Annotated in this window: 11 protein-coding genes and 1 pseudogene; all 12 read left to right on the plus strand. The window is 76.7% G+C overall.

Annotated features, from left to right (window positions below):
* The first annotated feature begins 5 nt into the window (after positions 1 to 5).
* The 12 genes and pseudogenes from murC to ACYX4T_RS03285 all read left to right on the plus strand — a co-directional run bounded on the left by murC (position 6) and on the right by ACYX4T_RS03285 (position 13,613).
* A complete protein-coding gene (murC, locus tag ACYX4T_RS03230; RefSeq protein ID WP_476015174.1) occupies positions 6 to 1,418 on the plus strand; it encodes a UDP-N-acetylmuramate--L-alanine ligase in 1,413 nt (470 codons plus the stop codon).
* A complete protein-coding gene (locus ACYX4T_RS03235) occupies positions 1,415 to 2,284 on the plus strand; it encodes a cell division protein FtsQ/DivIB (protein ID WP_476013140.1) in 870 nt (289 codons plus the stop codon). Before murC ends, ACYX4T_RS03235 begins: the two co-directional genes overlap by 4 nt.
* Positions 2,285 to 2,689: 405 nt before the next feature.
* On the plus strand, positions 2,690 to 4,072 hold the full coding sequence (gene ftsZ, locus ACYX4T_RS03240) for a cell division protein FtsZ (RefSeq protein WP_476013141.1): 1,383 nt from the start codon (positions 2,690 to 2,692) through the stop codon (positions 4,070 to 4,072).
* A gap of 4 nt (positions 4,073 to 4,076) precedes the next feature.
* Positions 4,077 to 4,841 (plus strand): peptidoglycan editing factor PgeF, encoded by a 765-nt coding sequence (gene pgeF / locus ACYX4T_RS03245; protein WP_476013142.1) that lies wholly within the window; start codon positions 4,077 to 4,079, stop codon positions 4,839 to 4,841.
* Positions 4,838 to 5,578, plus strand: a complete 741-nt coding sequence (locus ACYX4T_RS03250) for a YggS family pyridoxal phosphate-dependent enzyme (RefSeq protein WP_476013143.1) — start codon at positions 4,838 to 4,840, stop codon at positions 5,576 to 5,578. The genes pgeF and ACYX4T_RS03250 overlap by 4 nt, the downstream gene beginning before the upstream one ends.
* 779 nt (positions 5,579 to 6,357) lie before the next feature.
* A pseudogene (locus ACYX4T_RS03255) lies at positions 6,358 to 6,627 on the plus strand (cell division protein SepF); the annotation flags it as partial.
* Positions 6,628 to 7,101: 474 nt separating this feature from the next.
* Positions 7,102 to 8,037, plus strand: a complete 936-nt coding sequence (gene wag31 / locus ACYX4T_RS03260) for a DivIVA-like cell division protein Wag31 (protein WP_476013144.1) — start codon at positions 7,102 to 7,104, stop codon at positions 8,035 to 8,037.
* A 65-nt stretch (positions 8,038 to 8,102) separates the two neighbouring features.
* A complete protein-coding gene (locus ACYX4T_RS03265) occupies positions 8,103 to 9,611 on the plus strand; it encodes a hypothetical protein (protein ID WP_476013145.1) in 1,509 nt (502 codons plus the stop codon).
* A 186-nt stretch (positions 9,612 to 9,797) separates the two neighbouring features.
* Complete coding sequence (locus ACYX4T_RS03270) at positions 9,798 to 11,372, plus strand: potassium/proton antiporter (RefSeq protein WP_476013146.1); 1,575 nt, start codon at positions 9,798 to 9,800, stop codon at positions 11,370 to 11,372.
* Complete coding sequence (lspA, locus tag ACYX4T_RS03275; protein ID WP_476013147.1) at positions 11,369 to 11,938, plus strand: signal peptidase II; 570 nt, start codon at positions 11,369 to 11,371, stop codon at positions 11,936 to 11,938. The genes ACYX4T_RS03270 and lspA overlap by 4 nt, the downstream gene beginning before the upstream one ends.
* Positions 11,935 to 12,873, plus strand: coding sequence for an RluA family pseudouridine synthase (locus ACYX4T_RS03280; RefSeq protein WP_476013148.1), 939 nt, complete (start codon positions 11,935 to 11,937; stop codon positions 12,871 to 12,873). The genes lspA and ACYX4T_RS03280 overlap by 4 nt, the downstream gene beginning before the upstream one ends.
* Positions 12,874 to 12,950: 77 nt before the next feature.
* Positions 12,951 to 13,613 carry a hypothetical protein gene (locus ACYX4T_RS03285; protein ID WP_476013149.1) on the plus strand — a complete coding sequence of 221 codons (663 nt, stop codon included), beginning with the start codon at positions 12,951 to 12,953 and terminating at the stop codon, positions 13,611 to 13,613.
* Positions 13,614 to 13,711: the final 98 nt, after the last annotated feature.

Here is a 13,711-nt window from a genome sequence, read left to right on the forward strand (position 1 = left end):
CCGCGATGAGCGGGATCGCGCGCATCCTGCTCGCCCGCGGGGCGATGGTGTCGGGGTCCGACGCCAAGGACTCCCGCGCCGTGCTGGCGCTGCGCACGCTCGGCGCCGAGGTGGCCGTCGGCCACGACGCGCACAACCTCGACCTGCTGCCCGGCGGCCCCACCGCGCTGGTGACGACGAAGGCCGTGCACCAGGCCGACCCGGACAACCCCGAGCTCCTCGAGGCCGCGGCGCGCGGCATCCCGGTGCTGCACCGGTCGTCGGTGCTCGCCGAGCTCATGGCCGACCACCGTGCCGCCTGCGTCTCGGGCAGCGCCGGCAAGACGTCGACCACCTCGATGCTGGTCGTGGCGCTGCAGGCCTGCGGCGAGGACCCGTCGTTCATGATCGGCGGCGACCTGCTGGCCTCCGGCTCGAGCGCCCACCACGGGCTGGGCGACGTCTTCGTCGCCGAGGCCGACGAGAGCGACGGCTCGTTCCTCGCCTACTCGCCGGCCGTCGCGATCGTCACCAACGTCGAGCCCGACCACCTCGACCACCACGGCACCGCCGAGGCCTACATGGCCGTCTTCGACGCCTTCGCCGCGCGCGTCGAGCCGGGCGGGGCGCTCGTGGTCTGCGCCGACGACCCCGGTGCCGCCGCCCTGGGCGACCGCGCCGGACAGGGCGGGGTCCGCGTGCGCCGCTACGGTCGCGCCGCCACCGGCCACGAGGACCTGCACGTGCTCGACTACCGCGCCGAGGGCTCGGCCGGGGTGCTGCGGTTCGCGCTCGCCGGGACCGAGCACGAGCTCCGGCTCGGCGTCCCCGGCGAGCACCAGGCCCTCAACGCCTGCGCCGCCCTGCTCGCGGGCCTCGACCTCGGCGCGCCGCTCGACGGCCTGCTCGCCGGGCTCGCCGGGTTCGACGGGGTGCGCCGGCGCTTCGAGTACCGCGGTACGGCCGCCGGGGTGCGGGTGTACGACGACTACGCCCACGCGCCCACCAAGGTCGCCGCGCAGCTGCGCGCCGCGCGCCCGGTGCTGGGGGAGGGCGGGCGGCTCGTCGTCGCCTTCCAGCCGCACCTGTACTCGCGCACCCGCGACTTCGCCGCCGAGTTCGGGGCGGCGCTCTCGCTCGCCGACGAGGTCGTGGTGCTCGACGTCTACGGCGCCCGCGAGCAGCCCGAGCCCGGCGTCAACGGCGAGCTCATCGCCCGCCAGCTCACGCTGCCGCCCGAGCACGTGCACTACGAGCCGTCCTGGGGCCAGGTGCCGGCGCTGCTCGCCGACCTCGCCCGCCCCGGTGACCTCGTCGTGACGATGGGCGCCGGCGACATCACCGTCCTCGGGCCCGAGGTGCTCAGCGAGATCGAGCGCCGGGTGGCCCGGACGGCGGCTCCCGAGCAGCCCGACAGCCCGGGAGCCGGGTCACGGTGACCGGAGCCGCCCGACCCACCGGACGTGCCGGTCGCACCGGCCGGTCGGGGCGGGCGGGACGGGCTGGTCGCACGGCGTCGGGCGCCCGCGCCGAGCGCCGCACCGGGGCCGCCGGCGCGCGCCCGGAGGGCCCGGCGGCCGGGTCGCCGGGCCGGACCCGCCGGCCGCGGACACCGGTCACCGCGACGACCCGGCGCCGCGGCGTGTGGGCGGGCGTGGCCGTGGGCCTGCTGGTGCTCGCGGCGCTGGTCTGGCTGACGGTCTTCTCGCCGGTGCTCGACGTCCGCGAGGTACAGGTCGTCGGCGCCGCGCCCGACCAGGTCGAGGCCGTGCGCACCGCCGCGGGCGTCGGCCCCGGCACCTCGCTGCTCTGGCTCGACGGCGACGCCGTGGCCGAGCGCGTGCGCACCCTGCCCCGCACGGCGTCGGTCGACGTGTCCCGAAACTGGCCCGGCACCCTCGTCGTCACCGTCGCCGAGCGCGAACCGGTGCTCGCCACCCCCGCCCCGGGCGGCGGGGTCGTGCTCGTCGACGCCACCGGCTTCGGCTACCGCACGATGCCCGCGCGCCCCGAGGGCGTCCCGGCCCTGGTGCTCCCGCCCGGGATGCTGCCCTCGCCCGAGGAGCCGGGCACGCGCGCCGCCGCCGACGTCGTCGTCGCCCTGCCGGCGTCGCTGCGCGCCGACCTCGTCGAGGTGCGCGCGAACGGGCCCTACGACGTCGGATTCGTGCTCACCGGGGGCCGCGAGGTCCGCTGGGGCGCCGACGCCGACAACGAGCGCAAGGCCGCGGTGCTCGCCGCCCTGCTCACCCGCCCCGGCACGGTCTACGACGTCTCCACCCCGGACCTCGCCGTCGTCCGCTGAGCCGTCCGGAAGCTGACCCGTCCGGTATCCGAGCGAAGGGTCCCTTCGCGCCGAAGAGCCACCGAGGGGCACCCTTCGCCGGTTCCCGGGGCACCGGGAGCGTTCCGGCGAGGGGCACCCCTCGACGATCTAGGCGATCGAAGGGGCCCTTCGCTCAGAACCGCCCGCGCCACAACCGTCGACCAGCGGTCGAGACTTCGCGCGTGGGTGACGACCACCCGGCGAACGGGTGCCGCGAGGTCGGGACACGCCCGGCGCGCCTCGTGGAAATGCGCTGCTCCGCCTGCCTACCGTGCGCACGTCGCCGGAAAGCCCTCACCGTAAACCTCCACTCGAGGTCGAGGGTTGCGACACGCCGGACCCGGACGACGACCGTCGCCAGACCCAGCACGAAAGGCGGATCGCATGACGCCCCCGCACAACTACCTGGCCGTGATCAAGGTGGTCGGCATCGGTGGTGGCGGCGTCAACGCCGTCAACCGCATGATCGAGGTCGGCCTCAAGGGCGTCGAGTTCATCGCGGTGAACACCGACGCGCAGGCGCTCCTCATGTCCGACGCCGACGTCAAACTCGACGTCGGCCGCGAGCTCACCCGCGGGCTGGGCGCGGGCGCGGCGCCCGACGTGGGCCGCCGCGCCGCCGAGGACCACCGCGAGGAGATCGAGGAGGTCCTCAAGGGGGCCGACATGGTCTTCGTGACGGCCGGCGAGGGCGGCGGCACGGGCACGGGCGGCGCGCCCGTCGTGGCGAGCATCGCCCGCAAGCTCGGCGCGCTGACGATCGGCGTCGTCACCCGCCCCTTCAACTTCGAGGGCAAGCGCCGCGCGACCCAGGCCGAGAACGGCATCACCGAGCTGCGCAACGAGTGCGACACGCTCATCGTCATCCCCAACGACCGGCTCCTGCAGCTCGGCGACGTGGGCCTCTCGCTCATGGACGCCTTCCGCAGCGCGGACGAGGTCCTGCTCTCCGGTGTCCAGGGCATCACCGACCTGATCACCACGCCGGGTCTGATCAACCTCGACTTCGCCGACGTCAAGAGCGTCATGTCCGGGGCGGGCAGTGCTCTGATGGGCATCGGCTCGTCCCGCGGCGAGAACCGCTCGGTGGAGGCGGCCGGCAAGGCCATCAACTCCCCGCTGCTCGAGGCCAGCATGGACGGTGCGTACGGCGTGCTGCTCTCGATCGCCGGTGGCTCCGACCTCGGGCTGTTCGAGATCAACGAGGCCGCGTCGCTGGTCCAGGAGGCCGCGCACCCCGAGGCCAACATCATCTTCGGGACGGTCATCGACGACTCGCTCGGCGACGAGGTGCGCGTCACCGTCATCGCCGCGGGCTTCGACTCCGGCTCGCCGACCCACAAGAAGCTCGAGCCCCAGGCGCTCGGCTCCGCCTCCGCGAGCTCGACGGTCTCCGCCCAGGCCGGCCAGGTCCAGCGGCCGGGTGCGAACGGCGCGGGCAACGGTCACGGCACCGGTCACGGCAACGGCGGGGCGAACGTCGGCGGCCCCACTCCGGCCGTCTCCGCGGCGCCGACCGTCCCGGCCGCGCCGGCGGTCGACCGCAGCGCGGTGGAGCGCCCGGCCGCCGGCGCGTCCACCGCCGGCCCGGCCGCGCCCGCCGGCCCGGCGGGGCCCACCGGGTCCACCGGGTCCACCGCCCCCGCCGGCGAGGCCGCGAGCAGCGAGGGGACGGCGTCCACCCCGGCGGCCCCCGCCACGGAGGCGCCGGCCGCCCGCAGCGCCGACGAGGACGAGGTCGACGTCCCGTCGTTCATGAGACGCTGAGGACGTGGCTGCCCCTTCCGGCTCCCGGTCCTCCGCCGCGCCCGCCGCGGGCCCCTCGGTCCGCGTCCGGCGCGTCCTGACCACCCGGGCCGGAGGCCGGTCGGCGCCGCCGTACGACCGGTTCAACCTCGGCGACCACGTCGGCGACGACCCCGCCGCCGTGGCCGCGAACCGCCGGCGCCTGGGCGAGGGGATCGGCCTCGGGCCCGAGCGCGTGGTGTGGATGCACCAGGTGCACGGCACCGACGTCGTCCCCGTCACCGCGCCGGGCGGCGAGACGCCCACGGCCGACGCGCTGGTCACCGACCGGCCGCGCCTGGCCGTCGCCGTCGTCGTCGCCGACTGCGTGCCGGTCCTGCTCGCCGACCCGGCGGCCGGGGTCGTCGCCGCCGCGCACGCCGGCCGCCGCGGCGCCGAGGCCGGGATCCTCGAGCGCACGCTGGAGGCGATGGCCGAGCTCGGCGCCGAGACCCCGCGGATCGAGGTGCTCCTCGGCCCGGCGATCTGCGGCCAGGACTACGAGGTGCCCGCCGCCATGCGCGACGAGGTCGAGGCCGCCCTGCCCGGCAGCGCCGCGACCACGCGCCTCGGCACGCCGTCGCTGGACCTGCGGGCGGGCCTGCGCCGGCGCCTCGACGACCTGGGCATCACGCGCGTGGACGTCGACGCGCGCTGCACCTTCGAGGACGACCAGCTCTTCAGTCACCGCCGTGACCAGCCGACGGGCCGTCTCGCCGGCGTGACGTGGTGGGAGTACGCCCGGCCGTGACGGTCCCGTCCGAGTCCTCGGAGCCCGGCACCCGCCGGGCGGAGCTCGAGGAGGCGCTCGCCGCGGTGCGGGCGCGGGTGGCCGACGCCGCGCGGGCCGCCCGGCGCGACCCCGCCGAGGTCGGCCTCCTCGCGGTCACCAAGACGTGGCCGGCCCACGACGTCGCCCTGCTCACCGACCTCGGCCTGACCGCGTTCGGGGAGAACAAGGAGCAGGAGGGGTCGGCGAAGGCCGCCGAGCTCGCCGAGCTCCGTCCCGACGCGTCCCCGCGCTGGCACGTCGTCGGGCGGCTGCAGCGCAACAAGGCGCGCAGCCTCGTGCGGTGGGCCCACGCGGTGGACTCCGTCGACTCCGCGCGCCTCGTCGACGCGCTCGAGTCCGCCGCGGCGAAGGCCGTGGACGCGGGGGAGCGGGAGGGGCCGCTCGAGGTGCTCGTCCAGGTCAGCGTCGACGCCGACCCCACCCGCGGCGGCGCGCCGGTCGCGGAGGTCCCCGAGCTCGCGGACCGGGTCGCGGGCTGCGCGCACCTGCACCTCGGCGGCCTCATGACCGTCGCCCCGCAGGAGGTGGCGCCGGAGGAGGTGTTCGCCACGGTGTCGGATCTCGCGGCGCGGATACGCGCGGCGCACCCGCACGCGACCACGCTGTCGGCGGGGATGTCCGGGGATCTCGAGGCCGCCGTGGCACGCGGGTCCACGTGCGTGCGTGTCGGAACGGCGTTGCTCGGCCGTCGGTAGCTAGCGTTCCGTGTGAGTGAACGACACGGGTGTGACTCACGGGCCGGATGGTGCGGGGTCTCGTCGGACAGGGAGAGGCCATGACCACTCTGCACCGGGTGAAGGCGTACTTCGGCATGGTCCCGGCCGACGAGCTGGATGACTACGACGGCTACGACGCCTACGACGGCGACCGCTACGACGCGCGGGACCGCCGGCCGACCGAGCGCCACTCCGGCGACCGCCACCGCTACGGGGCCGATCGCTACGACGACCGGTACGACGACCGCTACGACGGACGTGGCGACGGCTACGACAGCGGGTGGTACGGCCGCGGGCGCGCCGACGACCGGGCGGACCGGGTCGAGCGCGAGGACCGCTACGACCGGTTCGACCGTGCCGATCGGGCCGATCGGGCCGACCGCTACGAGGACTCCCGCGAGCGCCGCACGCCCCGCCCCCGCGACCCCGAGCACGCCGAGGTCCGCCGCGACGACGACGCGGCCACCGAGTCGGTGCCGCGCGCCGGCCGCGGGCGCAGCTGGGCGGCGAACACCGGCCCGAGCCACACCTCGGTGCGCCCGACGACGCACCGCACGCCGCCGTCGCTCTCCTCGCCGTCGTCCACCGGGTCGACCGCGGGCGCGACGGGGGCCACGGCCGGGACGTCGTCGGCCACCCCGCCCCCGACCCCGCTCGCGGCGGCCCCGTCGGCGGCCGCGGGCGCCGCCGCGACGGCCTCGGTGCGGGCGGCCGCGAAGCCCGAGCCGGAGCCCGACCCGCAGAGCGGGCCGACCGAGATCACCTCGCTGCAGCCGAAGAGCTACAACGAGGCGCGGCTGATCGGTGAGCGCTACCGCGACGGCATTCCGGTGATCATGAACTTGACCGAGATGGACGACGCCGCCGCCAAGCGGCTCGTCGACTTCGCGGCGGGCCTCGCGTTCGCCCTGCGCGGGTCGATCGAGAAGGTCACCAACCGCGTGTTCTTGCTCTCACCGCCGAACGTCGAGGTCTCCGCCGCGGACCGCCGGAAGCTGGCCGAGTCGAACTACGCCACGACCTCCTGACGCCGCACCGGTGAGCGGGACCCGGCCGCCGGGGTGACGGCCGTGGGCGTGGTGGCGATCAGTGAGTACGGTGCCGGCATCCGCGTGTCCCGGCCCGCCGTGCGGCCGATCGGGCGACGCGGCGCGTGGCGCGCCGGATGGCCCGTCCCGTGCGCCGAGCGTGCGCCCGTGGTGACGGAGAGCCCGGGAGGGTCCGGCGGACCCGTCCAGCCCTCCTGTCACCGCACGTAGAGGGACACGGACCGTCACGACCCGACCGGCGGATCGCCGACGGTCGCGGGAATCGGTAGGTCTGTGGGTTTCCGACCGGCCGACCGTGGCTCTGCGTCACCATTCGGGCGGCGAGGGCAGCGCGTCACTGGACCCGTCCATTATGGTTCTGTCGCTCGCGGAGGTCATACTCTGCGGGTGGCGGAGCTCGAAGAGCCCGAGGTACCTGGGGTTCCGCAGCCGAGGAGTGCTTGAGGAGATCCGATGCCGCTGACCCCCGCCGACGTCCACAACGTCGCGTTCAGCAAGCCGCCGATCGGTAAGAGGGGCTACAACGAGGACGAGGTCGACGCTTTCCTCGACCTCGTCGAGGCCGAGCTCGGCCGTCTGCTCGAGGAGAACAACGACCTCCGCGAGCAGGTCGAGCAGCTGGAGCAGCAGCTCTCGTCCGCCCACGCCGATCTGGACGACGCACGTAGCAAGGCGAGTGCCGCCCAGAGCAGCTCCGGGCCGGCGACGCAGGTCTCGGCCCCGCCGCCGAGCCGGCCCGTCGAGGACGCGCCCCGCACGGTGCAGCAGCCCATGCCCGCGCAGCAGGCCCAGCAGCCGCCGATGCCCCCGACCCAGCAGGCCGTCGTGCCGCCGCCGTTCGGGATGTCGGAGCAGCAGGGCGGTGGCGCCGCCGGCGGTGGCGACCACCACGTGCAGGCCGCGAAGGTCCTCGGCCTGGCCCAGGAGATGGCCGACCGGCTGACCGCCGAGGCCAAGTCCGAGGCCGACGGGATGCTCGCCGACGCGCGCACCAAGTCCGAGCAGCTCCTCTCCGAGGCGCGCACCAAGTCGGACAGCATGGTCAACGAGGCCCGCACCCGCGCCGAGACCATGCTCAACGACGCGCGGACGCGCGCGGAGACCCTCGAGCGGCAGGCGCGCGACAAGGCGTCGACGCTCGAGCGCGACGCCCAGCGCAAGCACAACGAGACGATCAGCCTCATCGAGCAGCAGAAGGGCGGGCTCGAGAAGAAGATCGACGAGCTGCGCACCTTCGAGCGCGAGTACCGCACCCGCCTGAAGACCTACCTCGAGTCGCAGCTGCGCGACCTCGACGGCCGGGGCTCCGCGGCGCCCGACAACGGGCGCAACGGCAGCGGCGGGTACGCGACCAGCGGCTACGGCTCGCGAGCCGAAGCCGGCAGCTGACGGCCGCCGCCGGCCCGCGCGCCACGAGGCGCGCGGGCTCGTGGCCCTGAGTCGGGGGTCCGATCGTGCTGCTCCTCGTCCTGCTCTGCGTGCTGGTGGCCTTCGGGCTCCTCGTGGTCGCCGTGGTCACCTCGGTGGCCACCTGGGCCTGGGGCTCGGTCATCGCCAGCGTGCTCGCGGCCGCGCTCCTCATCGCCGACGTCGTCCGTCGACGTCGACGTGAGCGCGACGGTCGCCGTCCCTCCGCCGCAGCGGCTCCGGCCGCGTCGAACGCGTCGGCCTCGTCGCCCTCCGGGTTCGCCCCGGGTGTGCACTCCTCGGGCCCGGGACAGGGCTCTCCGGAGGCGGCGGCGCCGACGTCGATCGGCTCGGGCTCCGGTCCGGTCGCCGCGGGCGGACAGGGCGCGCCGGGTGGACAGGGCGGGCAGGGCCCGGGGCCGCAGAGCGGCCCGCAGTACGCCGGCACCCCGGCCGGTCCGCAGGGACCCGGTACGCCGGCCCCGCCGGACCGTCAGGGTCCCGAGGGCGGCCCCCAGGACCGGGCCGCGGCCCCGGGTGCCCCCGCACCGGGCGGGACCGCCGAGCGCGACAGCAGGGAACGGCCGGGTGGCGAGCGCACCGGCTCCGCCGCGGCCGGTCTCGCGGGCGCGGCCGGCGTCGCGGGCGCGGCCGGTGCCGCCGCGGCGACCGGCTCCGGGTCGTCGGGACCCGGAGCGCCGGGTCAGCAGGGCCGGCCGGGCCAGGCGGGTGCGCAGGCCCCGTCCGGACGCCCGGGCCCCTCGGGGCGCTGGGCCACCACCAACGCCCGCCCGGGTGCCGAACCCTCCCGTGTCCCGGGTGCCCCGTCGGGCGCGCGCCTGCTCGGGATGCTGCCCATGCCCGGGACGCCGGCCGAGGCCCGCCTCGGTGGCGCCTCGCCTGCGGCCGCCGCACCCGGCGCCCCGCCGCCCACCGGCGCGCCCGCGGGCCGCACGAGCGGGGGCGACGACGCGGCGACCACGCGCATCGACATGAGCGACATCTCCCGGGCGCGCCAGGCCTCGACCGACGGGGCGGCGCCCGGCGGCGCCGCGGCGGCCGGTGCCGGCGCCGACGGGGCCCCCGGTCGCCCGCCGGCCGGTCAGGCGCAGGGCCAGCCTCCCGGCCAACCTCCCGGCCAGCCTCCCGGCCAGCCTCCCGGCCAGCCTCCCGGCCAGGGTCCCGGCCAGGGCAGGCGACCGCCGACGGGCCAGGGCTCGGGGGGACCCGGTGGCCCCGCGGGCCCGGGCGGTCCCGCCGGTCGGCCCCCGGGCGGACCGCCGCCCGGCGCGGCCCCGCCGCCCCCGCCGCCGGCCGCGCAGCCGGAGGAGGAGGTCGTCGACGACGCCGCCCGCCAGGCGGTGGCCGGCATCGACGAGGAGGTCCTCGTCATCGACGAGGAGCCGCTGTTCCACCTCGGCCGGTGCAGCTACCTCTACGGGCGCGAGGTCATCCCGCTGCCCGTGTCCGAGGCGGTCGAGCTCGGGTTCACGGGCTGCTCGTGGTGCACGCCGGTGGCCTCGCTGACCGGCGCGAGCGCCGACAGCCGCCGCTGACGCCCGCCGGGACGCGGAGGACGCCGCCGGGGTCGCGGCCGAGATCACCGCGGGGATGGGCGCCGAGATCAGCACCGAGATCACTGTCGGCGCGGTGAACCGCCTCACCGACCGGAGATCCGGGCCGGTCGGGGCGGCGCCTGCTCGCTACTGTCGTCCCCTCCGTGAGAGGAGGGGAGACGACGCGTGGACCAGTTGCCCCTCCTGCTCGGGATCGGCGCCGGCGTGGTGCTCGTCTCCGTGCTCGCGGTGCGGGTCTCCACGCGGGTCGGCCTGCCCTCGCTGCTGATCTACCTCGCGATCGGGGTGGCACTCGGCGAGTCGGGGCTGGGCATCCGCTTCGACGACGCCGCGCTCACCCAGGCGCTCGGGGTCGCCGCGCTCGTGCTCATCCTGGCCGACGGCGGCCTGTCCACCCGCTGGACGACGGTGCGCCCGGCGCTCGGGCTCGGGATCGCGCTGTCGACGGTCGCCGTCGCGGTGAGCATCGCCGTCACCGGCCTCGCCCTCTGGGCGCTGCTCGGGCTCGACCTGCGCGTCGCCTTCCTGTGGGGCGCGGTCCTCTCGTCCACCGACGCCGCCGCCGTGTTCAGCGTCCTGCGCAACCTCGGCCTGCCCGGGCGGCTCACCGGCGCCCTCGAGCTCGAGTCCGGGCTCAACGACGCGCCCGTCTTCCTCGCCGTCGTGATCCTGTCCTCGACGGCCGCGCTGAGCTGGGTCGACCCGCTGCTCGTCGTCTACGAGCTCGTCGTGGGCGGGCTGCTGGGCGGCGCGCTCGGGCGGCTGGGCGCGCTGGGTCTGCGCCGCGCGGCGCTGCCCGCGACCGGGCTCTACCCGCTGGCGACGCTCGCGGTGTGCATCCTCGCCTTCGCGTCGGCGCAGCTGCTGCACGCATCCGGGCTGCTCGCGACCTACGTGGCCGCGCTCGTCCTCGGCAACTCCACGCTGCCCCACCGCGAGGGCTCCCGCTCGTTCGCCGAGGGCCTGGGCTGGCTCGCCCAGATCGGGCTCTTCGTGCTCCTCGGGCTCTACGTCTCGCCCGAGCGGCTCGCCGGCGCGGTGGTGCCGGCGCTCATCGCCGGCGCGGTGCTGGTGCTCGCGGCGCGACCGCTGTCGGTGATGGCCGCCGCGACCGGCTTCCGGGTGCCGTGGCGGGAGCAGGTCTTCCTGTCGTGGGCGGGGCTGCGGGGAGCCGTGCCCATCGTGCTCGCTCTCGTCCCGCTCACCGAGGGCCTGCCCGGCGCCGACGCCCTCGTCGACGTCGTGTTCGTGCTGGTGGTGCTGCTCGTCCTCATCCAGGGCACGACGCTGCCGCTGGTCGCCCGGCGTCTCGGGCTGGCGGGCGACTCGCGCGTCGAGGAGATCGAGGTCGACGCCGCGCCCCTGGACACCCTGCGCGCCGACCTCCTGCAGATGACCGTGCCCGTCGGCTCGCGCCTGCACGGCGTCTACGTCCGGGAGCTGCGCCTGCCCGAGGGCTCGGGGCTGAGTCTCGTCGTCCGGGACGGGGCGAGCTTCACCCCGCAGGGCGCGAGCCGGCTCCAGGAGGGCGACCAGCTGCTCGTCGTCGCCACCGAGACCGCGCGCGACGCGGCCGAGCAGCGGCTCCGCTCGGTCGACCGGTCCGGGCGGCTGGCCCGCTGGCGGGGCGACACCGGGGGCACGCCGGCCCTGCGTGGTGGCCGTGGCGACGGCGACGGGCGACGGCGCCGCGCCACCCCGCCCGAGGACGGATCGGCTCCTGGGACGATGGACCGGTGAGCAGCGCACCCACCGAGCCGGACAGCGCGCCCGAGGCGCCGGGGGACCAGCCCCCGAAGCGGATCGGGATGCTGGTGGCGATCACGGCGACGGTCGTGGTCCTCGACCTCGTCACCAAGGTCGTCATGGTGTCGTGGCTCGCCGACGGGGAGCGGGTGCCGCTGCTGGGCGACCTCGTGTCCTTCACGCTGGTGCGCAACCCCGGTGCGGCGTTCTCGCTGGCCACGGGCCTGACGTGGGTGCTGACGCTGGTGGCGGTCGCCGTGGTGATCGGCATCGTGCGCTTCGCGCGCCGGCTGCGCTCGCGGGGGTGGGCGCTCGCGCTCGGGCTGGTGCTCGGCGGCGCGCTGGGCAACCTCGTCGACCGCTTCTTCCGCGGCCCCGGCCCGCTGCAGGGCCACGTCGTCGACTTCGTGTCGGTCGGCTGGTTCCCGGTGTTCAACGTGGCCGACTCGGCGATCACCGTCGGCGGCGTGACGCTCGTGCTGCTGGCGCTGCTCGGTCGTGACCTCGACGGCACGCGGGCCGGGTCGGGCGACGCGGGGAGCGCGGGGGAGCGCGCATGAGCCTGCGCACCCTGCCCGTCCCCGACGGCCTCGACGGCATGCGCCTCGACGCCGGTCTCGCCCGCATGCTCGGGCTGTCGCGCACGGTCGTCGCCGAGCTCGCCGCCGACGGGGCGGTCCGCGTCGACGGGTCGGTGGTGGGCAAGTCCGACCGGCTCGTGGCCGGCGCCTGGCTCGAGGTCGAGCTGCCCGAGCCCGCGGTCGACCCCGACGCGACACCGGTGGTCACCGCCGAGGCCGTCGAGGGCCTGGTTGTGCTGCACGAGGACCCCGAGATCGTCGTCGTCGACAAGCCGGTCGGCGTCGCCGTGCACCCGAGCCCCGGCTGGACCGGCCCGACCGTCGTCGCGGGGCTCGCCGCGCTCGGCATCCGCATCGCGACCAGCGGCGCCGCCGAGCGCCAGGGGGTCGTGCACCGCCTCGACGCCGGCACCACCGGGGTCATGGTGGTGGCGAAGTCCGAGCGGGCCTACTCGGTGCTCAAGGACGCCTTCCGCGAGCGCACGGTGTCGAAGGTCTACCTCGCGACGGTGCAGGGTCACCCGGACCCGAGCGAGGGCACGATCGACGCGCCCATCGACCGGCACCCCAAGCACGACTGGCGGTTCGCGGTGATGCGCGACGGGCGGCCCAGCGTGACCCACTACCGCACGCTCGAGGCGTTCCGGGCCGCGTCGCTGCTCGAGGTCGAGCTGGAGACCGGGCGGACCCACCAGATCCGCGTGCACTTCTTCGCCGTGCGCCACCCGTGCGTCGGCGACATCACCTACGGCGCCGACCCCGTCCTCGCCCGCTCGCTGGGTCTGACGCGGCAGTGGCTGCACGCCCACCGGCTCGGCTTCCACCATCCCGCCGACGGCCGCTGGGTCGAGTTCACCAGCGAGCCCCCGCCCGACCTCGCCCACGCCCTCGAGACGCTCCGGGCGGCGAGCTGAGCACCCCCCACCACGGGCACGACGACGAGCCCGACGAACCCGACGAGCCGCGCCTGCGCTGGCCGACCGCCGCGATCGTGCTCGCCGTCGTCCTCGTCGTCGTGCTGGTGACGGCGTGGGCGGCCGGGTCCGCGAGCCGCCCCGGGCCGGGCGGCATCCCCGGCAGCACCGACGCGACGCGGCTCGGGCCGGCGGCGGGCGAGACCGTCGCCGGCTACCTCGACCGGATCCGCACCCCGCCGCCCGGCCCGTCCGGCCCGCGCCCGGCCCTGGTCACGCTGGACACCGAGCAGGACGTGGCCGCGGCGGCCGCGGCGGTGCGGGGCGTGCCGGCGCGCGAGGTCGTCCTGCGCGTGCCCCTGCCGCGCGTGCAGACCGCGCTGCGCCAGGTCCGGCTCGACGACTCGGGCACCGTCGACCCCGTCGCCGCCCTGCGCCTGGCCGAGGCCCAGGCCGCGAACCGGGCGGGGGAGCAGGCGCGCTCGTCGTCGGGACGGGCCGCGGCGGTGGCGGCCACGGAGTCGGCGCGGCTCGCGGCGGGGTGCGCGTGCGTCCTCGCGCTGGTCGTCGAGATCGACCCCGCCGCGGCGCCCGCGCTGGCCGCCCGACCGGGGGTGCGGGCGGTCGAGGTGGCGCCCGCCGGGGCCCGGATCGGCGCGCTCGCGGTGTCGCCGCTGCTGCCCGAGCAGACCGGCGTCATCGGTCCCGTCCCCGACGACGGCCCCGTCCCGCCACCCTGACCGCCGGCCTGACCGCCGCCCCGGTGGCTGTGAGCGGGCCGACAGGTGACGCGGCCCCGCCCGGCGGGCCGGTGCCGCGTGGCGGAGGACCATGGCGG

The sequence above is a fragment of the Actinomycetospora sp. ABD4_176 genome (genome assembly GCF_056311855.1).

Excerpts from the sequence above, each read along its gene's own strand:
- murC (WP_476015174.1), top strand. The coding sequence starts at position 6 with ATGAGCGGGATCGCGCGCATCCTGCTCGCCCGCGGGGCGATGGTGTCG.
- ftsZ (WP_476013141.1), top strand. The coding sequence starts at position 2,690 with ATGACGCCCCCGCACAACTACCTGGCCGTGATCAAGGTGGTCGGCATC.
- wag31 (WP_476013144.1), top strand. The coding sequence starts at position 7,102 with ATGCCGCTGACCCCCGCCGACGTCCACAACGTCGCGTTCAGCAAGCCG.
- ACYX4T_RS03280 (WP_476013148.1), top strand. The coding sequence starts at position 11,935 with ATGAGCCTGCGCACCCTGCCCGTCCCCGACGGCCTCGACGGCATGCGC.